Annotated in this window: 18 protein-coding genes; 7 read left to right on the top strand and 11 right to left on the bottom strand. The window is 69.8% G+C overall.

Annotated elements, in window-relative coordinates; translation table 11 throughout:
- Positions 1 to 32: 32 nt before the first annotated feature.
- Positions 33 to 1,175: a PQQ-dependent sugar dehydrogenase gene (locus tag GSI01S_RS07570; RefSeq protein WP_006895928.1), complete on the top strand. Its 1,143-nt coding sequence runs from the start codon at positions 33 to 35 to the stop codon at positions 1,173 to 1,175.
- 12 nt (positions 1,176 to 1,187) lie between these two features.
- Here GSI01S_RS07570 and gatB read toward each other — a convergent pair whose 3' ends face one another.
- Complete coding sequence (gatB, locus tag GSI01S_RS07565; protein ID WP_006895927.1) at positions 1,188 to 2,693, bottom strand: Asp-tRNA(Asn)/Glu-tRNA(Gln) amidotransferase subunit GatB; 1,506 nt, start codon at positions 2,691 to 2,693, stop codon at positions 1,188 to 1,190.
- A 126-nt stretch (positions 2,694 to 2,819) separates the two neighbouring features.
- On the opposite strand from gatB, the gene GSI01S_RS07560 reads away from it, so the two are divergent.
- The gene (locus GSI01S_RS07560; protein ID WP_006895926.1) at positions 2,820 to 3,062 is read left to right on the top strand and encodes a PspC domain-containing protein; all 243 of its coding nucleotides are present in this window, start codon (positions 2,820 to 2,822) and stop codon (positions 3,060 to 3,062) included.
- 3 nt (positions 3,063 to 3,065) lie between these two features.
- Here GSI01S_RS07560 and GSI01S_RS07555 read toward each other — a convergent pair whose 3' ends face one another.
- The 3 genes from GSI01S_RS07555 to GSI01S_RS07545 form a co-directional block, all read right to left on the bottom strand.
- Positions 3,066 to 4,097 (bottom strand): ATP-dependent 6-phosphofructokinase, encoded by a 1,032-nt coding sequence (locus GSI01S_RS07555; RefSeq protein WP_006895925.1) that lies wholly within the window; start codon positions 4,095 to 4,097, stop codon positions 3,066 to 3,068.
- 110 nt (positions 4,098 to 4,207) lie between these two features.
- A complete protein-coding gene (locus GSI01S_RS07550; RefSeq protein WP_006895924.1) occupies positions 4,208 to 4,849 on the bottom strand; it encodes a response regulator in 642 nt (213 codons plus the stop codon).
- Between the two features lie 52 nt (positions 4,850 to 4,901).
- Positions 4,902 to 6,179: a sensor histidine kinase gene (locus tag GSI01S_RS07545; RefSeq protein ID WP_006895923.1), complete on the bottom strand. Its 1,278-nt coding sequence runs from the start codon at positions 6,177 to 6,179 to the stop codon at positions 4,902 to 4,904.
- Between the two features lie 167 nt (positions 6,180 to 6,346).
- Between GSI01S_RS07545 and GSI01S_RS07540 the strand changes: the two genes are divergently transcribed.
- Together GSI01S_RS07540 and GSI01S_RS07535 are read left to right on the top strand one after the other, a co-directional pair.
- Entirely contained in the window at positions 6,347 to 6,982 is a 636-nt protein-coding gene (locus GSI01S_RS07540) for a hypothetical protein (RefSeq protein WP_081598084.1), read from the top strand.
- On the top strand, positions 6,979 to 8,211 hold the full coding sequence (locus GSI01S_RS07535; protein WP_006895921.1) for an alpha/beta-hydrolase family protein: 1,233 nt from the start codon (positions 6,979 to 6,981) through the stop codon (positions 8,209 to 8,211). The genes GSI01S_RS07540 and GSI01S_RS07535 overlap by 4 nt, the downstream gene beginning before the upstream one ends.
- On the opposite strand, the gene gatA is transcribed toward GSI01S_RS07535, so the two are convergent.
- Positions 8,181 to 9,674 carry an Asp-tRNA(Asn)/Glu-tRNA(Gln) amidotransferase subunit GatA gene (gatA, locus tag GSI01S_RS07530; RefSeq protein WP_006895920.1) on the bottom strand — a complete coding sequence of 498 codons (1,494 nt, stop codon included), beginning with the start codon at positions 9,672 to 9,674 and terminating at the stop codon, positions 8,181 to 8,183. The genes GSI01S_RS07535 and gatA overlap by 31 nt on opposite strands.
- The gene (gatC, locus tag GSI01S_RS07525) at positions 9,671 to 9,982 is read right to left on the bottom strand and encodes an Asp-tRNA(Asn)/Glu-tRNA(Gln) amidotransferase subunit GatC (protein ID WP_006895919.1); all 312 of its coding nucleotides are present in this window, start codon (positions 9,980 to 9,982) and stop codon (positions 9,671 to 9,673) included. Before gatC ends, gatA begins: the two co-directional genes overlap by 4 nt.
- 170 nt (positions 9,983 to 10,152) lie before the next feature.
- On the opposite strand from gatC, the gene GSI01S_RS07520 reads away from it, so the two are divergent.
- On the top strand, positions 10,153 to 10,491 hold the full coding sequence (locus tag GSI01S_RS07520) for a YbjQ family protein (RefSeq protein ID WP_006895918.1): 339 nt from the start codon (positions 10,153 to 10,155) through the stop codon (positions 10,489 to 10,491).
- Between the two features lie 5 nt (positions 10,492 to 10,496).
- Entirely contained in the window at positions 10,497 to 11,171 is a 675-nt protein-coding gene (locus tag GSI01S_RS07515; protein WP_006895917.1) for an ACT domain-containing protein, read from the top strand.
- Between the two features lie 596 nt (positions 11,172 to 11,767).
- Here GSI01S_RS07515 and ligA read toward each other — a convergent pair.
- Complete coding sequence (gene ligA / locus GSI01S_RS07510) at positions 11,768 to 13,876, bottom strand: NAD-dependent DNA ligase LigA (protein WP_006895916.1); 2,109 nt, start codon at positions 13,874 to 13,876, stop codon at positions 11,768 to 11,770.
- 67 nt (positions 13,877 to 13,943) lie between these two features.
- On the opposite strand from ligA, the gene GSI01S_RS07505 reads away from it, so the two are divergent.
- Positions 13,944 to 14,333 (top strand): MmcQ/YjbR family DNA-binding protein, encoded by a 390-nt coding sequence (locus tag GSI01S_RS07505; RefSeq protein WP_006895915.1) that lies wholly within the window; start codon positions 13,944 to 13,946, stop codon positions 14,331 to 14,333.
- Between the two features lie 42 nt (positions 14,334 to 14,375).
- Here the strand turns inward: GSI01S_RS07505 and GSI01S_RS07500 are convergent, their stop codons facing one another.
- From GSI01S_RS07500 to GSI01S_RS07485, 4 genes are read right to left on the bottom strand one after another with little or no spacing between them, the layout of a single operon-like run.
- On the bottom strand, positions 14,376 to 15,413 hold the full coding sequence (locus tag GSI01S_RS07500; protein WP_006895914.1) for a uroporphyrinogen decarboxylase/cobalamine-independent methonine synthase family protein: 1,038 nt from the start codon (positions 15,411 to 15,413) through the stop codon (positions 14,376 to 14,378).
- Positions 15,410 to 16,501, bottom strand: a complete 1,092-nt coding sequence (gene mnmA / locus GSI01S_RS07495) for a tRNA 2-thiouridine(34) synthase MnmA (protein ID WP_006895913.1) — start codon at positions 16,499 to 16,501, stop codon at positions 15,410 to 15,412. Before mnmA ends, GSI01S_RS07500 begins: the two co-directional genes overlap by 4 nt.
- Complete coding sequence (locus GSI01S_RS07490; RefSeq protein ID WP_039867229.1) at positions 16,501 to 17,724, bottom strand: cysteine desulfurase family protein; 1,224 nt, start codon at positions 17,722 to 17,724, stop codon at positions 16,501 to 16,503. Before GSI01S_RS07490 ends, mnmA begins: the two co-directional genes overlap by 1 nt.
- A 40-nt stretch (positions 17,725 to 17,764) precedes the next feature.
- Entirely contained in the window at positions 17,765 to 19,135 is a 1,371-nt protein-coding gene (locus GSI01S_RS07485; RefSeq protein WP_006895911.1) for an FAD-binding oxidoreductase, read from the bottom strand.
- Positions 19,136 to 19,152: the final 17 nt, after the last annotated feature.

Below are 19,152 nucleotides of genomic sequence, written 5' to 3'. Positions count from 1 at the left end.
GACGATTTGGTAACGATCGTTAGAGTGGTGGAATGCCATCACACTCCCGGACTGCCGGCCGCGCGCTGCTCGCCGCGGCGTCCGCGGTGGCCGTCGTATTGGCGTCGACGTCGTGTGTGAACTTCAGCGAAGAGGACCAGGCCGCCGACCAGGGTTCCTTCACTGCGCCGCCCACGATGCAGCAGGCCCCCGAGCAGCCTCCGGCGCCTCCGTCGGACGATCAGGGCGGCGGTCCCCCGCCGACCGGGCCCTGCGTCGACCCGGATCCGGCGGTGATCGCCACGTGTCTGGCGTCCACCGGAGGTGTGCGGCCCGCGGACTCGTCGGGACGCAGTACGTACGTCGCCGAACGGACCACCGGCAAGATCATTCTGTCCAAGCGGTACGGTCCGCAGCGTGCGGTCGCCGGCGTGGAGGTGGACGCCTCCGGCGACGGCGGGCTCGTCGACTTCGAGATGTCGCCCACGTACGCCGAGGATCAGCTGATCTACGCGCTGATCACCACCGGGTCCGACAATCGCGTGGTCCGGATCGCCCCCACCGGGTCGGTGAAGCCGATTCTCACCGGTATCCCGAAGGGCGCGACCGGCAACATGGGATCGATCTCGTTCGCGTCGCCGACCGAGCTCATCGTCGCGACCGGCGATGCGGGCGATCCGGCCGCCGCGTCGAACCCGGCCTCGCTCGCGGGCAAGATCTTCTCGATCGACCCGAACGTCGCGGACCCGAAGCCCGACATCCGTGCGTCGGGGCTCGGGTCGAACGTCGCGCTCTGCCCGTCACCGGGCTCCGACGGCCAGCTGTACGTCGCCGACAGCGGCGCGCCGGGCGATCGGCTCTCCCTGGTCGGCCCTCGCGGTCTGCAGACGCTGTGGAGCTGGCCCGATCGGCCGGGGGTGAGCGGCTGCGCCGTCGGCAAGGACTGGATAGCGGTGTCGATCGCCAAGGCACAGCGGCTCGACACGTTCATGCGGCCGGCCGCCGGAAGCACATCGGTCGGCAAGCCGAGCCCGCAGGACTTCCGCAAGTCGTACGGAGCGGTGGGCCGCATGACCAGTGTCGCGGGGGCGGCGCAGATGGCCACCGTCAACAAGGCCACCCGAGGTGCGGACGTGAAGAGCTACGACGATCGCGTCGCGATCTACCTCCCGAAGGCCGGCGAAGACCTCACCTGAGCGCGCGCATCATCACTCGCACGCGGCGAGGACCAGTTCCTTGACGCGGGCCGGGTCGGCCTGACCGCGGGTCGCCTTCATGACATCGCCGACGATCTTGCCTGCCGCCTGCACCTTGCCGCTGCGAATCTTGTCGGCGATATCGGGGTTCGCGGCGAGTGCCTCGTCGACCGCCTTCTGCAGCGCGGAATCGTCCCGGACCACCTCGAGACCGCGATCGGCGACGATCTGCGCGGGCTCGCCCTCACCGTCGAGCACGGCGACGACCACCTGCTGGGCCAGTTTGTTGGTCAGCTTGCCCTCGTCGACCATGCCGATCACCTCGGCGACCTGCTTGGGAGTGATGGCGAGTTCCGCCAGCTCCATCTCGCGGGTGTTGGCCTGCTGGGCCAGGAACGACACCCACCAGCTGCGGGCGGCGTCGGGTGAGGCACCCGCTTCGGCCGTCTCGATGATGAGGTCGACGGCGCCGACGTTCACCAGATCGCGCATCACCTCGTCGGACACGCCCCACTCCTCCTGGATGCGGGCGCGGCGGATCCACGGCAACTCCGGCAGAGTGGCGCGCAGCGAATCCACCCACTCCGGGCTCGCGAGCACCGGGGGCAGGTCCGGCTCCGGGAAGTAACGGTAGTCCTCGGCGGTCTCCTTGCGACGGCCCGCCGACGTGGTTCCGTCCGACTCGTGGAAGTGCCTGGTCTCCTGGATGATCTCGCCGCCGGCCGACAGGATCGCGGCCTGCCGGCTCATCTCGAACCGGACCGCGGCCTCGACCGACTTGAGCGAGTTGACGTTCTTGGTCTCGGTGCGGGTGCCGAACTCGGCGGCGCCCTTGGGCATCAGCGACAGGTTCACGTCGCAGCGCATCGATCCCTGGTCCATGCGGACGTCGGACACGTCGAGCGACTTGAGCAGATCGCGCAGGGCGGTCACGTACGCGCGGGCCACCTCCGGTGCGCGCTCGCCCGCACCCTCGATGGGGCGGGTCACGATCTCGACGAGCGGGACGCCCGCGCGGTTGTAGTCGAGCAACGAGTGACTGGCACCGTGGATGCGCCCGGTGGCGCCGCCGATGTGCAGCGACTTACCGGTGTCCTCCTCCATGTGGGCGCGCTCGATCTCCACCCGCCAGGTGGTGCCGTCGCTCAGCAGCACGTCGAGGTAGCCGTCGTAGGCGATCGGCTCGTCGTACTGACTGATCTGATAGTTCTTCGGCTGGTCCGGGTAGAAGTAGTTCTTCCGCGCGAACACGCTCGACTCCCGGATCGAGCAGTTCAGCGCCAAGCCGATGCGCGCGGCGGATTCGACGGCCTTCGCGTTGGCGACCGGAAGCGCCCCCGGCAGACCCAGGCAGGCGGGGCACACCTGGGTGTTCGGCTCGCCGCCGAACGTGGTCGGGCAACCGCAGAACATCTTGGTCGCCGTGCCGAGCTCGACGTGGACCTCCATGCCCATGACCGGGTCGTAAGTCTCGATGACGTCGTCGAAGTCCATCAGTTCGTCGATAGCGGCACTCATGCGTCCCATCGTATCTGGGGGCCGAAGTCAGGGTGCTTCCCGATGCCCGATAGCGCCGCCGGGGCCTACGTTCGAGTCATCGGGCGGACGCCCGAACCGAGACCGATCCGAACCGAGGAGAACACCATGACCGATCCAGCCCTTCCGGGAGCCGGCGACGCGTACGACGCCGAGCCCGTCCGCCCCGCCAAACGACTCACCCGCTCGACCACCGACAAGATGATCGGCGGTGTCGCGGGCGGCATCGCCGAGTACTTCGGAATCGACTCCACTTGGGTCCGCGTCGCCTTCGTCGCGTCGATCATCCTCCCGGGCCCGCAGGTGCTTCTGTACCTGCTGCTCTGGGCGATCATCCCGAAGAACCGCTAGCCCTCAGCCGAAGATCGCGCGCGCTCCGCGGTAGTACTCGAGCGGCACCGTCTTGGTGTGGCCCACGGCCTCCTCGAAGGGGACCCGGACGATGTCGGTGCCGCGCAGTGCCACCATGGACCCCCACCCCGCGTCCGCGACGAGGTCGCTCACCGCCTGGCCGAAGCGGGTGCCGAGGACCCGGTCCCATGCGCTGGGCACACCGCCGCGCTGGATGTAGCCGAGCACCGTGGCGCGTGTGGCGATCCCGGTCCGTTCCTCGATGAGCGGCGCGAGGATCTCGCCGATCCCGCCCAGCCGCGGCCGGTTGAACTCGTCCATGCCCTTGTACGAGTGCGCCTGCTCCATCTCCGGCAGCATGAAGCCCTCGGCGACGACGACCATCGGCGAACGACCACGGTCGCGGACGCTGACCACCCACTCGCAGATCTGCTCGAGCGACTCCTGCTGCTCCGGAATGAGGATCGCGTGGGCGCCGGCCGCGACACCCGCGTACATCGCGATCCATCCGGCGTGCCTGCCCATCACCTCCAGAACCATGCACCGCTTGTGCGAATTGCCGGTGGTGCGCAGCCGGTCGACGGCCTCGGTCGCGATCTCGACCGCGGTGTTGAAACCGAAAGTGTAGTCCGTCGCCTGCAGGTCGTTGTCGATCGTCTTGGGCACGCCGACGATCGGAATGCCGTCGCCGAGCAGTCTGTTGGCGGCCGCCATGGTCCCGTCGCCGCCGACGGCGATGACGCCGTCCACCCCGATCCGCTGGAGTGCCCGCTTGATGTTCTCCGGCCCGCCGTCGGGTTCGGTGTACGGACCGAAGCGGCTGGTTCCCAGAATGGTGCCGCCCTGCTGGGAGATGCCTCGCACCACGGATCGGTCGAGGTCGATCGCCTCGCCGTACACCAGCCCCCAGAACCCGTCTCTGAATCCCACGAACTCCTGATCGTGGACCGTGCTGCCCTGCAGGACGGTTCCGCGGATCACCGCGTTGAGACCGGGGCAGTCTCCGCCGGATGTCAGAATGCCGAAGCGCGCCATCGGGTGCGACCCCTCTCTGAAAGGAAACCGGGTTCGCGTCCATCACAACACGATCCGTGCCCGGTGGCAGCACGTCGGCCAGTTCCGGACCGGTGCGCGGCATCGACCTCCTACTTCAGGCCGTTCTCGTAGGCGAAGACCACCGCTTGCGCGCGGTCGCGCAGACCCAGCTTGGCCAGCATGTTGCTCACATGGGTCTTCACCGTCTGTTCGGAGACGAACAGTTCGGCGGCGATCTCACCGTTCGACTTGCCGTCGGCGACGGTCAGGAGCACCTCGAGTTCCCGCGGGGTGAGCGAGTCGGCGGCCGCGGTGGCCTTGCGCGTGGTCCGGGAGGTGACCTGCTCGATCAGGCGTCTGGTGACCGAGGGCGCCAACAGCGCGTCGCCAGCGGCCACCACTCGGACCGCGCGCACGAGCTCGTCTGCCGGCGCGTCCTTGAGCAGGAAGCCCGACGCACCGATCCGCAGGGCGGCGTACACGTAATCGTCGATGTCGAAGGTCGTCAGCATCAGGACTCTGGTGGCCGACCCGCTGGAGATGATCTGCTCCGCGGCCCACAAGCCGTCGCGTCGCGGCATCCGGACGTCCATCAGGACCACATCGGGTTTGAGGCGGCGCACCTGGTCGACGGCGACCTGCCCGTCCTCGGCGTCCCCGAGCACGGTGATGTCGTCGGCGGCGCCCAGCAGTGCCGCGAAACCGGCGCGGACCATCGCTTGGTCGTCGGCGATGAGGACAGTGGTCGGCACGAGGGTCAGCCTAGTGCGCCGGGCCGCGGCGCGGCGCTCACGCCCGGGCGCTTCACGCGACCGCCCTCACCGACGGACCGATCGGCAGAGATGCGCGGACGGCGAAACCGCCGCCCGGCCGCGCCGCCGCGGTGAGACTCCCGCCGACGGCGTGGGCGCGTTCGGTCATTCCCAGGATGCCGTGCCCGCCGCCGACGGTCGCGCCGAGCGGCTGCGTCGCCAACCCGTTCACGATCTCGACGTCGAGTCTCCCCTCGTGCACGGGATCCTCCTCGATGCGGACCGCGATCGCCGCCCCGGGCGCATGGCGGGTGGCGTTCGTGACCGCCTCCTGAACGATCCGATACACGGCAGCGCCGACCGTCTGCGCCACCGACGAATGGTCGGAGGTGTCGGTCAGTTCCACATCCACGCCCACCGCCTGCACGCCCTCGATGAGTTCGGGGACGTCGCCGAGGCCCTGGACCGGAGCGAGCGCCGCGGTGTCCGCGGCGTCGCCGTGCGGGCGAAGCACGCCCAGCAGCTGGCGCACCTCGTCGAGCGATTCGCGGGCGGCGTCGGCGATCGCGTCGAACTCCGCCTTGGCCCCGGGCCCCACCTCCTCGGCATCGGCGGCCGCGGCCAGCCGGTAGGGTGCGGTCTGCGCCATCACCACCACCATCGACATGCGGTGCGCGACGATATCGTGCAGGTCGCGCGCGATGCGTGAGCGTTCGGCGAGTACGGCCTCTCGGGCTCGCAGCACCTCGGTCTCCTCGGTCTGCTCCGCGATCTCGCGCTGCGAGCGAGCACGGTAGCGCAGGAACGCGACGGCCATGCCGACGACGACCAGCCCGAAGATCCAGCCCACCAGCGCATCGAAGGGCAAGCCGACGACGAAGGCGCCCGCGACGGCGGCCAGCACCACTGGCAGCCGCTTGAGCGGCTGGGTCCACAGCGCCGCGACGGTCATCGCCAGCAGCGCCAGGAACAACGGGATCGGCATCGGCCACGGTCCGTCGTTGGGAACCAACGACGCGACGGCCGAGGTGATGACCGTTGACGCCCAGCCGTACCTGACCGCCTCCTCGCCGGCGAACACGAGCGCGATGCCGCCGCAGCCGAGGATCGCGAAGGCGGGCAGGAGGAACGCGGGCAGGCGAGTGACCTCGCCGAGCACCGGCCAGCACACCGAGATCATGCTGACCGCGGCCAGGGCGGCGAGCCAGTTGCGCCAGTGCGACAGGTATCGGTGCAGCGCCGGGTCGCTGATGCGGTCGAGCGCGATCCGGTCACGGACCCGCCCGACCGCGGCGGCGGTCCGGCGACGGACGGCAGAGGGAGACTTCACAGTTCGACGATAGGAGCCCGAGCCGGGTCGCCACCTCCCCCGCGAGAGTGAGATCCGACCGGTTCCCCAGTCGCAGGGTTCCCTGCGGTCTCACTCTCGCGCGCGGGGTGCAAGACCCCCGTTGCGAGCGATCCGGTGTGGTGCCACCCGGCCATAGCGTTCGGGACATGACCTCGAACACCTCCGCTGACTCAGCCGATTCCCCTGGGCGACAAGGTATCCGCCGGTGGGTCGTCCGGCTCTCGACCGGCGCGGCGTTGACCGTCGGAGTCCTCGGGCTGCTGCCGATCAGCTCGGCGCTGGCGGACTCGCATCGGGCCGCTCCCCCGGCCCGGCCGGCCACAGCCGCCGAACGCGCCATCGCGGACCTGGTCGGCGACCGTCCGCTCGACGCCATGCGCGATCTGCCCGCCGACTTCTCCCGACGACTCGGGTATCGACCGGTGGTGATCGACGGCCGCCCCCTCAACCCGGCCGGAGACTGTTCCTCGCCGGTCCCGTTGCCGGACCGATTCACCGACGCCTGCCGTGCGCACGATCTCGGATACGACCTGCTCCGGTACTCCGATTCCACCGGCCGGCCCGCGGGAGCCTGGGCTCGCACCGCCCTCGACGGCCGACTGATCGACGACATGCACGCCGTCTGCGACGATCCGCTGTGCCACGCCGCCGCCGAGACCGCGCGGACCGGCCTGGCGGTGAACACCTGGCGGCAGCATTCGGGCCCGCCGGTGCGCGAGTCGGGCGGCACGATCGTCCTCGGCTATCTCTCCCGAACCGCAGAGACAGTGGGGTTGCGATGAACCGCCTGCGGGTGCGTCCCGCGGTGGCCGCCGGCGCTCTCGCCGGTCGCCTGCTGGCTCTCGCCCCCGGCATGCTCCCCCGCTCCGCGCTGGTCGCCGCCGTCGCCGGCCTCGCGTTGACTCTTCTCGGGATGGCCGTCGGTGCCGGCGTCGGCGCGCTTCGAGACCGGATCGGTGACCGTCCACCTGCCCCGGTCTCTGGGGGCGTCCTCGCCGCCGGGCTCGTGGTCGCCGGTGCGGCCGTCGGGCTCGCGGCGCGTCACGAGTCGGCGGTCCGGGCCGCGGTGGGTGCCCCGCCGATCGGCCCCGGGTGGGTCCTGGCCGTGTGCGCGATCCCGGTCGCCGCCGCGGCCGCGGTCGTCGCGATCCCAGGACGGGTGTGGGCCGGCTTCGGAATGGTCGCGGTGGTCGCGGCGGCGTCGATCGGGCTGCCCGCGCCCGCACAGGCGTCGGGACCGGATGTTCCCGAGCGCCCCGTGATGCTCTACAGCCCGCTGAGCGAACCCGGCTCGGTCCGGGACCGCGCCGAGCGCCTGGCCGATCGCTGGGTGGCCGACGGCGGTCGCGAGGCACGCGCGGTCGTGGTGGCCGTGCCAACCGGCTCGGGATGGATCGACGCCGGAACGGTGGACGGCTTCACCGGGTACTTCGGCGGATCGGTCCGGGTCGTCGCCCTGCAGTACGACGACGTCGCGTCGTGGCGGGCGTTCATCTCCTCCCCGGATCGTGCGGGGACCTCCGCGTCCGCGGTCCTCGACGCCGTCTGGTCCCGTATCTCGGGCCTGCCCGAAGCGCGGCGGCCCCGCGTGTACCTCGCCGGGCAGAGCCTGGGAGCGGTGGGAGCCGACGCCGCGCGCCGCTGGGCGAACGACTCCGGGGTCGAACTCGCCGGGACAGTGCTCGCCGGGCCGCCGGCGGGGTCGGTCGACCGGGTCGCACCGTGCGAGCGGCGGGTGGTGCTGGCCAACGCCGACGATCCCGTCCCCGGGTTCGCTCCGTCGCTGCTGTGGCATCCGATCGACCGCATTCCCGGAGACGGCGACGACCGGCACCACAGCGAGTCTCCGCCGTGGCTGCCGGTCGTGTCGATGGTCGGTACCGTCCTCGACCTCGCGGGCTCACTGAAGGTTCCCGCGGGACACGGGCACCGTTACGGCGTCGAGCAGGGGCTCGCCGCCGGGAACATGCCGGCAGGCTGTCAGCCGACCGGCCCGCGGGCCGCCTCGTAGGCCGCACCGACCCGGTACAGCCGGTCGTCGGCCAGTGCCGGTGCCATGATCTGCAGGCCGACCGGGAGTCCGTCGTCGGAGGAGACCCCCGACGGAACCGACATCGCCGCGGTGCCCGCCAGGTTCACCGGCAGCGTGCACAGGTCGAACAGATACATCGACAGCGGATCGTCGACCTTCTCTCCGAGCTTGAACGGCGTGGTGGGGGTGGTCGGGGAGATCAGCACGTCGACGTCCTCGTATGCCGCGGCGAAGTCGCGAGCGATGAGCGTGCGCACCTTCTGCGCCTGACCGTAGAACGCGTCGTAGTAACCGGAGCTCAGCGCGTACGTCCCGATCATGATGCGGCGCTTGACCTCCGGGCCGAAGCCGGCCTCGCGGGTCAGTGCCATGACCTCGTCGGCGCTGTGCGAACCGTCGTCGCCGACCCGGAGCCCGTACCGCATCGCATCGAAGCGGGCCAGGTTGCTCGACACCTCCGACGGCAGGATCAGGTAGTAGGCGCCGAGCGCGTACGAGAAGTGCGGGCAGTCGACCTCGACGATCGTCGCGCCGAGATCGGTCAGCTGCTTGCACGCCGCCTGGAACGACTCCAGCACACCGGCTTGGTAGCCCTCGCCCTGTAACTGCTTCACCACGCCTATGCGCACACCCGACAGGTCGCCGGACGCGCCGGCGCGCGCGGCGCCGACGACATCGGGAATCGCCGCGTCGATGGAGGTGGAGTCGCGCGGATCGTGCCCGGCGATCACCTCGTGCAGCAGCGCCGTGTCGAGCACGGTGCGTCCGCAGGGGCCGCCCTGATCGAGCGACGACGCGCACGCCACGAGTCCGTAGCGCGACACGGTTCCGTAGGTCGGCTTGACGCCGACGGTCGCGGTGACCGAGGCCGGCTGTCGGATCGAGCCGCCGGTGTCGGTGCCGATGGCCAGCGGCGCCTGGTACGAGGCGAGTGCCGCGGCGCTGCCGCCGCCCGAACCGCCCGGAATACGCGTGGTGTCCCACGGATTCCGGGTCACCTGGTAGGCCGAGTTCTCGGTCGACGAGCCCATCGCGAACTCGTCCATGTTCGTCTTGCCGAGGATCGGGATGCCCGCGGCACGGAGCTTGGCCGTGACGGTCGCGTCGTACGGCGAGACCCATCCTTCGAGGATCTTGGACCCACAGGTGGTCGGGGCGTCGACGGTGGTGAAGACGTCCTTGAGCGCGATCGGGACGCCGGCCAGAGCGGACGGCGCCTCACCCGAAGCGATCGCCTGGTCGGCCGCCTCCGCCGCGGCGAGCGCTTCGTCGCCGCCGACGTGCAGGAATGCGCCCAGCTGTCCGTCGATCTGCTCGATGCGGTCGAGGTGTGCCCGGGTTACCTCGACCGACGACAGTTCGCGAGCGGCGATCTTGCCCGCGAGGTCGGCTGCGGACAGGCCTGTGATCTCGTTCGCGCTGCGGGTGTCGCTCACGCTCATTCCTCTCCCAGAATCTGCGGAACGGCGAAGCGCTCCTGTTCGACGGCGGGCGCCCCCGACAACGCCTGTTCTGCGGTCAGGCTCGGGACGACGACGTCCTCGCGCAGCACGTCGCGCAACTCGGCGGGATGTGCGGTGGGCGGCACGTCGTCGGCGGCCACCTCGGAGATCTGCGCGACGTGGCTCAGGATCGAGTCGAGCTGCGCCGCGTATCGGTCGAGTTCGTCGTCGTCGAGCGCCAAGCGGGACAGTCGCGCGAGATGCGCGACCTCGTCCCGGCTGATCGCCGGCTGGGAATCGGTGGACATCGTCGACCTCTCTACACACGCACTCGTCACGGAACACCGCACGAGCTCAGGACAGTGGGACTTGCCTACCAGGATATGCGGCCGCTTCGGACCGAGCCCGCGCGGGAGGTGTGCTCCGGGTGAATGATCGCGGAGTGGCCGGAGTGCACCGCACCGGTTAACTTGGACACATGATCATCGTCACCACCAACGAACTGCCGGGCTACCGGATCGAGCACGTGTTCGGCGAGGTGTTCGGCCTCACGGTGCGGTCGCGACACATCGGTTCCAACATCGGCGCCAGCTTCAAGTCGATCGCCGGTGGCGAACTCAAGGGCATCACCCAGTTGCTGCACGAGGCGCGTCATGAAGCGTTGAGTCGCTTGGCCGCCGAAGCTCAGAGCAAGGGGGCCAACGCGGTTCTCGCATTCCGCTTCGAGACGAATGAGTACGCCGGATCCGGCGGCGTCGAGGTGTGCGCGTACGGCACGGCTGTGGGTGTGCGTCCGCTCGAGCAGCAGCCGCGCTGACTCCGGTGTCGTATCTGCTTCGCGTTCTGCTGAACGACCGTCCCGGCAGTCTCGGCATGCTCGCCGTTCAACTCGGCGCCGTCGGTGCCGACATCCGCTCGCTCGAGGTGATCGAGCGAGGCGAGGGCTACGCCGTCGACGACCTGGTGGTCGACCTGCCCTCGGGTGCGCTACCCGACACCCTCATCACCGCCGCGGAGAAGGTCGCGGGCGTGCACGTCGACTCTCTCCGTCCGCACGACGGGGTCCTCGACACGCATCAGGAACTCGAGTTGATCGACCTCGTCGCCGCGGGCGGCAAGGACCGCCTGCAGGTGCTGGCCGACTACGCGCCCCGTGTGCTCCGCGTGTCGTGGGCGATGGTGATCTCCCGCCCCGGTCCGGACGTGCTGCGCCTCTACGGCAGTTCGGGAGCCCCCGAGACGGCCCTGGAGACGGCCGACTGGTTGCCCCTCGACCGTGCGGTGGCGTTCGACTCCGAAGCCGAATGGATCCCTCAGGGATGGCGTGACATGGGGACCAGGCTGGCCGCCGCCCCCTTGGGCGACGACGGCAAGGCCCTGCTCCTCGGCCGGATCGGCGGTCCCGACTTCCGCCCCGCGGAAGTCGCGCGCCTGGGCTACCTGACCGGCATCATCGCCACCGTCCTGAAGAGAAAGCCGAACACTCAGGGCGGTTGAGCGAGCGCTCCAAGGCTGGTTGAGCGAGCGCTCCAAGGCTGGTTGAGCGAGCGCAGCGAGTCGAAACGACACGCGCAGTCTCGATACGCCTGCTCGCTACGCTCACACGCTCACTCGACGAACCTGGGTCTTCCCCGGCCAGCTGAGCGAGCACCTCCCAGGCCAGTTGAGCGAGCGCAGCGAGTCGAAACAGTACGCGCAGTCTCGATACGCGCGCTCGCTACGCTCACACGCTCACTCGACGAACCTGGGTCTTCCCCGGCCAGCTGAGCGAGCACCTCCCAGGCCAGTTGAGCGAGCGCAGCGAGTCGAAACAGCGTGCGCAGTCTCGATACGCCTGCTCGCTACGCTCACACGCTCACTCGACGAACCTCGGCTAATCCCCAGGCTGGTTGAGCGAGCGCAGCGAGTCGAAACAGCGTGCGCAGTCTCGATACGCGCGCTCGCTACGCTCACACGCTCACTCGACGAACCTAGAAACTTCCGCGAGCGCAGCGAGTCGAAACAGCATGCGCAGTCTCGATGCGCCTGCTCGCTACGCTCACCGGCTCACTCGACGGACCTGGGGTCTTCCGCGAGTCGAAACGGCGCACGCATCAATCGTCCTCCGACTCCGACTCTCCCGCAGACCCGGTCGCCAGCAATTGTTTGAAGCCGTCCTCGTCGAGGATCGGAACGCCTAATTCTTCGGCCTTGGCGGCTTTGCTGCCGGGCGAGTCGCCGACCACGACGTAGTCGGTCTTCTTCGACACCGAGCCCGACGCCTTGCCGCCGCGCACGATGATCGCCTCTTTGGCTCCGTCGCGGGAGAAGTCGACGAGCGAACCGGTGACCACGATCGTCTTGCCGTCGAGCGTCCGCTCGATCGACTCGTCCCGCTCATCGGCCATGGCCACCCCCGCGGCACGCCATTTGGCGACGATCTCGCGGTGCCAGTCGACGGCGAACCAGTCGTGCACGCTCGCCGCCCGCGTGGGGCCGAGACCGTCCACCTGCGCCAACTCGTCGACGGAGGCGTTCTGGATGCTTTCGAGGTCGCCGAAAGCGGTGGCCAGAGCCCGCGCCGGGGTGGGCCCGACGTGGCGGATCGACAGCGCGACGATCACCCGCCACAGCGGGACCCGCTTGGCCTTGTCGAGGTTGTCCAGGAATCGCCGACCGTTGGCCGAGAGCGCACCCGACTTCGTGGTGTACAGGTCGGTCTTGACCAGATCGTCGGCAGTGAGCGAGAACAGGTCGCCTTCGTCGGTCAGCACGCCGCTCGACAGAAGTGCTTGCGCCCCTTCGTATCCGAGCGCTTCGATGTCGAATGCGCCGCGGCCCGCGAGATAGAACAGCCGTTCGCGCAGTTGTCCCGGGCAGTAGCGCTGGTTGGGACAGCGGATGTCCTTGTCGCCCTCCTTCGCGGGGGCCAGTTCGGTTCCGCACTCGGGGCATCGAGTCGGCATCACGAACTCGCGTTCGGTACCGTCGCGCAGTTCGACGACCGGACCGAGCACCTCGGGAATCACGTCGCCGGCCTTGCGAATGGTGATGGTGTCGCCGATCAGGACGCCTTTACGCTTCACCTCGAAGGCGTTGTGGAGTGTCGCGCGGGAGACGGTCGATCCCGCGACCAGCACCGGTTCCATCAGCGCCCACGGCGTGACGCGGCCCGTCCGTCCGACGCCGACCATGATGTCGAGCAGTTTGGTCGTGACCTCTTCCGGCGGGTACTTGTACGCGATCGCCCAGCGCGGTGCGCGTGAAGTCGCACCCAGCCGGCGCTGGCGCGTCACATCGTCCACCTTGACGACGAGGCCGTCGATCTCGTGTTCCACCGAGTGCCGGTTCTCGCCCCAGTACGCGATCGCCTCGATGATCTCGTCGGCCCCGGTCACCTTCTTCGTGTGGTCGGAGACTGGCAGCCCCCACTCGCCCAGCGCGAGGTAGGCCTCGTGCAGCGACTCGGGCCTCCAGCCCTCCACCTTCCCGATCCCGTGACAGATCATCCGGAGTCGGCGCCGCGCGGTGACCTGCGGATTCTTCTGGCGCAGAGAGCCGGCGGCCGAGTTGCGCGGATTCGCGAACGGCGGCTTCCCCTCTTCGACGAGGGAGGCGTTCAGATTCTGGAAGTCTTCGACTCGGAAGAACACCTCACCGCGGACCTCCAGGAGTTCAGGCACCGGGCGCACCGAATCGTCGAGATCGTGCGGAACGTCGGTGATGGTGCGCGCGTTGAGTGTCACGTCCTCGCCGGTGCGGCCGTCGCCCCGGGTCACTCCCCGGACCAGCGTGCCCTTCTCGTACACCAGCGAGAGCGCTACCCCGTCGATCTTGAGTTCGCACAGGAACTCGGTCCCGGCGCCGATCTCGGCTTCGGTACGCGAGACCCAGGTGCGCATCTCGTCGTAATCGAAGACGTTGTCGAGCGACATCATCCGTTCGAGATGGTCGACCGAGGTGAAGTCGGTCGAGAAGCCGCCGCCGACCAGCTTCGTCGGCGAATCGGGCACCGCCAGTTCGGGATGCTCGTCCTCGAGTGCCTGCAGCCGGCGCAACAGCGAGTCGAACTCTCCGTCGCTGATCACAGGCGCGTCCTGGACGTAGTAGCGGAACTGATGCCCGCGAACCTCCTCGGCGAGCAGCGCCCACTCCCGCGCCCAATCGGCGCCCGCCTCCGCTGCGGCCGATCCCGCCGTGTCTGTCCCCTCGCCCTCACTCACGCGTTCAGGTTAACCGAGCCCTGCGACATGGCCGCGTCCGACGAACGCCGACACTACGCTTACCGGCATGCCGCACCCCATCATGTTCTCCGACGACGATCCGATCCTGCAACGACTCCGAACCGTGGCACTGGCACTCCCGGAAGCCACCGAGAAGGTTGCGCACGGCCGTCCGACCTTTCGCTGCGGCAAGATGTTCGCCATGTACGGCGGCGGTGAGAAGGGCTCCAAGATCCGCCGCGACACCGCGCTCCTGTTCATCCCCGACCCGCTCGAGCGAGAGGCGCTCATCCAGGACGCCCGCTTCTTCGTCCCCGCGTACGTCGGCGCCTACGGATGGCTCGGCATCGACCTGACCGCCGACTCGGACTGGGACGAGGTGGCCGAACTGCTCGACGCCAGCTTCCGGCAGGTGGCGCCCAAGCGCGCGGTCGCACAGTTGGAGAGCGACGTCTGAGACGTCCGGAACGGGCGCCGATCGGCCGGGGCCGCGACGACGCTACGAGGAGCGGTAGTCCGGATCCGCGGCCAGTCCCGCGGCGATCTCCGACGACAGCGACAGGGCCCGCGTCGCCCACGATCCCGTGGCCCCCGCGAGGCCGCATACGGGTGTGACCAGGATGTTGTCGCGCAAGACCCGACGCGGCAGGCCGATCCGGTCGATCAGTTCGGTGAGACGACCGGCGAGCGTCTCGGCGTCGACCGGGGCCTCCGGCTCGGTGGCCGGAACCAGCCCCGCAGCGAGCACTCCGTCGCTGTCGACGAAGGCTCCGAGCCGGTCGTAGTCGGCGTCCGGTCGCAGTCTCGTCAGATCGATCGACAGCGCGACCCGCTCGAGTCGATCGGTCAGGTCCCACCGCGGGCGTCGACACGAATGCAGAAGAACGGGCACGTCGAGGCCGTCGACGACGCCCTGCATCAACTCGGCGGCGTCGGGCGCCGGGATCGGCCGAATCGGGTCGAGGCGGGTCAGCGGGGTGACGGTGCCATCGATCACCCGCCCCACGTCGGGTTCGTCGAGCTGCACCAGCACCTTCGCGCCGAGCCGTCGCGTCACCTCGGCGACGTGCCCGCGCAGTCCCTCGGTCAGCGACGCCGCGATGTCACGAACCGCACCGCGGTCCTTGACGATCTTGTGGCCTCCGCGCAGCTCGGCGTTCGCGGCGAAGGTCAGCGGCCCGCACGCCTGCACCTTCACGGTTCGTCCGGAGCCGACGAGCCCGGAGGCTTCCCAATGCTCCTCGAGAGCATCGAGGTCCCAGCGCAGCCAGTCCCGCGCGCGCCGCGTGGTGGTGTTGGGGTGATCGGTGAGCCGGTAGGCGTGATGCACCATGTCGAGCGGCAGGTCGACGAGCAACGCGCCGGTCCGGCCGATCATGTCGGCTCCCACTCCCCGCGCGGGGAGTTCGGGAAGGAACGGCAGATCGAGTTCGCCGCTCGCGATGCGCACCGCCTCGGACGGATCGGTGCCGGGCATGGAGCCGACGCCGGTGCCGACTCCGGCCGGCAGCCCCGTCCCGGCCGCCTGCGCTGTCACTCCGAGCCGGTGATCCGGCCGCAGCCGATCACCAGGTCGCCTTCGACCTCGTCCGGAGCGTAGAGCACGGCCGCCTGTCCACGCGCCACACCGCGAAGCGGCTCGCGCAGATCGATCCGGATGCCGGGGCCGTCGGGGCCCTCGACCGGCGTCGCGACTGCGGGCGCGAGTCCGCCGTGCGCGCGCACCTGCACCACGCACTCCACCGGGCCGTCCGGGGTGCGGCCGGAGGTCCACACCGCCTTACCCGCGGTGATCGCGGTGACCTCGAGATCGGCCGCGGCGCCCACCGTCACCGTCCCGCTCTCCGGATCGATCCCCGTCACGTAGCGCGGACGGCCGTCGGCGGCGGGCGCCTCGATCCCGAGGCCCTTGCGCTGACCGATGGTGAATCCGTGGACGCCGTCGTGCTCGGCCAGCCTCTCGCCCGTCGCCGAGTCGACAACGGCCCCGGGCCGCACGCCGATCCGCGCGCCGAGGAAGGCTCGCGTGTCGCCACTCGGAATGAAGCAGATGTCGTGGGAGTCGGGCTTATCGGCGACCGCGAGCCCGCGGCGTTCGGCCTCCTCCCGGATCTGCGGCTTCGGGGTGTCACCGACCGGGAACATGGCACGCGAGAGCTGCTCGTGGTCCAGGACGGCCAGCACGTACGACTGATCCTTGTCGGCGTCGACGGCACGGCGCAGTTCGCCGTCGGCCAACCGTGCGTAGTGCCCGGTGGCGAGCGCGTCGAAGCCCAGCGCGACCGCGCGTTCGGCCAAGGCCGCGAACTTGATCTTCTCGTTGCACGACAGGCAGGGGTTCGGCGTCTCACCGGCCGCGTACGAGGCGACGAACTCGTCGATCACATCTTCTTTGAAACGGTCGGCGAAGTCCCACACGTAGAACGGGATGCCGAGCAGGTCGGCCGCGCGCCGGGCGTCGTCGGCGTCCTCGCGCGAACAGCAGCCGCGCGAACCAGTGCGCAGGGCACCGGGCGCCGTCGACAACGCCAGATGGACTCCGACCACCTCATGACCGGCGTCCACCGCACGCGCAGCGGCGACCGCCGAGTCGACCCCTCCGCTCATCGCTGCGAGTACCCGCATCAGCTCTCACCTCCAGCCCACGCTCCGACCGCCGACAGCAGTCCGGCGGCCCGGGCACGATCGACCACCTCGCCGATCACCTCGCCGACCAGGTCGACGTCGTCCTCCGTATTGCCGGTTCCCAGCGAGAACCGGAGCGATCCGCGGGCGGTCGCAGTGTCGAAACCCATCGCCAGCAGCACGTGGCTGGCCGCCGCGACACCCGCGGTGCAGGCCGATCCGGTGGAGCACTCCACTCCCTTCGCGTCGAGGAGCATGAGCAGCGAATCACCCTCGCACCCGTCGATGGACACGTGCAGCACGCCCGGCAGCGCGAGGTCGGGCTCGATGGGCAGCGCACCGTTGATCCGCACACCGTCGACGGCGCCCAGCACTCCCGCGAGCCGGTCGCGCAAGGCGGCGACGCGCCGGGAATCGGTGTCGCATCCAGCGACCGCCGTCCGCAGGGCCGCCGCCATTCCCGCGGCCGACGCGACATCCGGGGTCCCCGACCGGAGGTCACGCTCGTGACCGCCGCCGTGGAGCAGCGGCACGCAGGCCACGTCACGGCCGATCACCAGCACTCCGGTCCCCTGCGGACCGCCGAACTTGTGTGCCGCGACAGTCATCGCCGACAACCCGCTCGCCGCGAAGTCGACCGGCAGGTGGCCGACGGCGGCTACGGCGTCCGAGTGGACCGGAATCCCGGCTTCGGCGCCGAGCCGGGCGATCTCGGCGATCGGCTGCACCGTCCCGACCTCGTTGTTGGCCCACATCACCGAGATCAGCGCCACCTCGCCGGCGTGCTCCTCGAGCGCCGCGCGCACCGAGTCGGGACTGACGAACCCGTGACCGTCGACCGGCAGCACGACGAGTTCGGCGCCGGCCTCGTCGGCGAGCCACTGCGCCGGATCGAGAACCGCGTGGTGTTCGATCGCCGAGATGACGATCTTGCGGCGCCGAGGGTCCTCACGGCGGCGCGCCTCGAAGATCCCCTTCACCGCGAGATTGTCGGATTCGGTGCCGCCGCCGGTGAAGATCACCTCGGACGGACGGGCTCCCAGGTCGCGGGCGATCGACTCGCGCGATTCCTCCAGCATCCGTCGGGCCGCCCGGCCGGAGCCGTGCAGCGAGGAGGCGTTCCCCGGGTGTGCCCACGCCGCCGCCATCGCCGCGGCGGCTTCGGGTACTAGCGCGGTGGACGCGGCGTTGTCGAGGTAGACGGGAGGGTAGGGCAGCGACATGACGCGCTCCACGATAGTCGCACGTCGCACTGCCCGGAAATCACCGGGCCAGTTGTCCGACTCGGAGCACGCCGCGCGGATCGTATTGGCCGGCGAGCGCACGCAGCCAGGCGCGTGTCTGCTCGTCATAACAACGCGCCGTCACGCCGGCGTCGGAGGTCGCCGTGAAGTTCGGCAGCCGGTATCCGTCGGAGTACGCCGACATGGTCTCCACCAGTCCCGCGACCGCGACCGGAACCTGTTCCGCGATCGGCGGCGCCAGAATCCCGACCGTGTACAGATGCAGGGGCGCCGATCGGTGACAGAGTGCGCTGTCGACCTGCGGCGTCCGCGCGAACCGGCCGCCGAGCAGTCGCAGTTCCACCATGAGGAGAGGCGATTCGACGTCCGGTCCGGCGGAGGCCAGGATCGCGTCGACCGCTTCTTCGGGGAGTTCTCGCAGCAGGCAGCCGTCCTCAGCGACCGGCATCGGGTCTGCGGGATCGGCGTGGATCGCGCCGATCGCCGCGTAGGGCATCGTGCCGACCGCATCGAGCAGCGGGGGCGCGACCGCACGTATGGGCGCGAAAAGCCGCTGCGCCTCATCGCGCGAAGTCAACGCGGCGTAGCGGACGGCGACCGTCATGCGGCCGGCGAGCACCGGCGGCACCGTCGGCAGCTCTGGCAGTCGCAGCAGTGCCACGGAAGTGTTCGCCTCGACCGGCAGCGAGGCACTCCATGTCCGCCATTCGCGCAGAACCGCGGGTGCGTCGGCGCCGTCGAAGTACATCGCACCGGCGTACAGTTCCGGGATCGGCAGCAGATCGATCACCGCCTCGGTGACCAGACCGAGAGTCGCTTTGCCGCCCCGCAGCCCCCAGAACAACTCGGCGTTCTCATCGGGCGAGGCCCGGACCACCCGTCCGGCACCGGTCACGACCTCGAACGAACGGACGTGGTCGCTGGAGGATCCGACAGTTCGCACCAGCGGACCGATGCCGCCGCCCGTCAGGAATCCGATCACGCCGACAGATGGTGCCGACCCGCACAGCGGGGCCAGACCGTGCGGTGCGGACTCGTCGAGGACCCGCTGCCACCGCACCCCGGCGCCGACGCGCGCGGTACGCCCTGCGGGATCGATCTCCAGGGTGTCGAGACCGCCGGTGCGTACAAGCAGCGACCGCCCGTCGATGGGAATCGCGCCATGCCCGGTCGAGTGGACGGCGACAGTCATCCCGTTGTCTCCCGCGAACGTCATCACCGCGGCGATGTCCGCGGCGTCGGCAGCGTCGACGACCGCCCAGGGGCGGCGTGACACGGCGACGTTGAATCCGATCGTCTCGTACCCGTCGTCCGACGGCCGGTGCACCGCTCCGCGTACCCGCGTTCGTAGGTCGGCGATGTCGGCGCGATCGATGGCGTGTGAGGTCATGGCATGTCTCCCGGTTC

The sequence above is a fragment of the Gordonia sihwensis NBRC 108236 genome (assembly GCF_000333035.1).
Classification (GTDB): Bacteria; Actinomycetota; Actinomycetes; order Mycobacteriales; family Mycobacteriaceae; genus Gordonia; species Gordonia sihwensis.
The sequence above is the reverse complement of the archived record's forward strand: the minus strand, read 5'-3'. Positions and strand labels throughout refer to the sequence as shown.

What these genes read in the sequence shown, in the direction of transcription:
- GSI01S_RS07570 (WP_006895928.1), top strand. Translation starts at nt 33, where the DNA reads ATGCCATCACACTCCCGGACTGCCGGCCGCGCGCTGCTCGCCGCGGCG.
- gatB (WP_006895927.1), bottom strand. Translation starts at nt 2,693, where the DNA reads ATGAGTGCCGCTATCGACGAACTGATGGACTTCGACGACGTCATCGAG.
- GSI01S_RS07560 (WP_006895926.1), top strand. Translation starts at nt 2,820, where the DNA reads ATGACCGATCCAGCCCTTCCGGGAGCCGGCGACGCGTACGACGCCGAG.
- GSI01S_RS07555 (WP_006895925.1), bottom strand. Translation starts at nt 4,097, where the DNA reads ATGGCGCGCTTCGGCATTCTGACATCCGGCGGAGACTGCCCCGGTCTC.
- GSI01S_RS07540 (WP_081598084.1), top strand. Translation starts at nt 6,347, where the DNA reads ATGACCTCGAACACCTCCGCTGACTCAGCCGATTCCCCTGGGCGACAA.
- GSI01S_RS07535 (WP_006895921.1), top strand. Translation starts at nt 6,979, where the DNA reads ATGAACCGCCTGCGGGTGCGTCCCGCGGTGGCCGCCGGCGCTCTCGCC.
- gatA (WP_006895920.1), bottom strand. Translation starts at nt 9,674, where the DNA reads ATGAGCGTGAGCGACACCCGCAGCGCGAACGAGATCACAGGCCTGTCC.
- gatC (WP_006895919.1), bottom strand. Translation starts at nt 9,982, where the DNA reads ATGTCCACCGATTCCCAGCCGGCGATCAGCCGGGACGAGGTCGCGCAT.
- GSI01S_RS07520 (WP_006895918.1), top strand. Translation starts at nt 10,153, where the DNA reads ATGATCATCGTCACCACCAACGAACTGCCGGGCTACCGGATCGAGCAC.
- GSI01S_RS07505 (WP_006895915.1), top strand. Translation starts at nt 13,944, where the DNA reads ATGCCGCACCCCATCATGTTCTCCGACGACGATCCGATCCTGCAACGA.
- mnmA (WP_006895913.1), bottom strand. Translation starts at nt 16,501, where the DNA reads ATGCGGGTACTCGCAGCGATGAGCGGAGGGGTCGACTCGGCGGTCGCC.
- GSI01S_RS07490 (WP_039867229.1), bottom strand. Translation starts at nt 17,724, where the DNA reads ATGTCGCTGCCCTACCCTCCCGTCTACCTCGACAACGCCGCGTCCACC.
- GSI01S_RS07485 (WP_006895911.1), bottom strand. Translation starts at nt 19,135, where the DNA reads ATGACCTCACACGCCATCGATCGCGCCGACATCGCCGACCTACGAACG.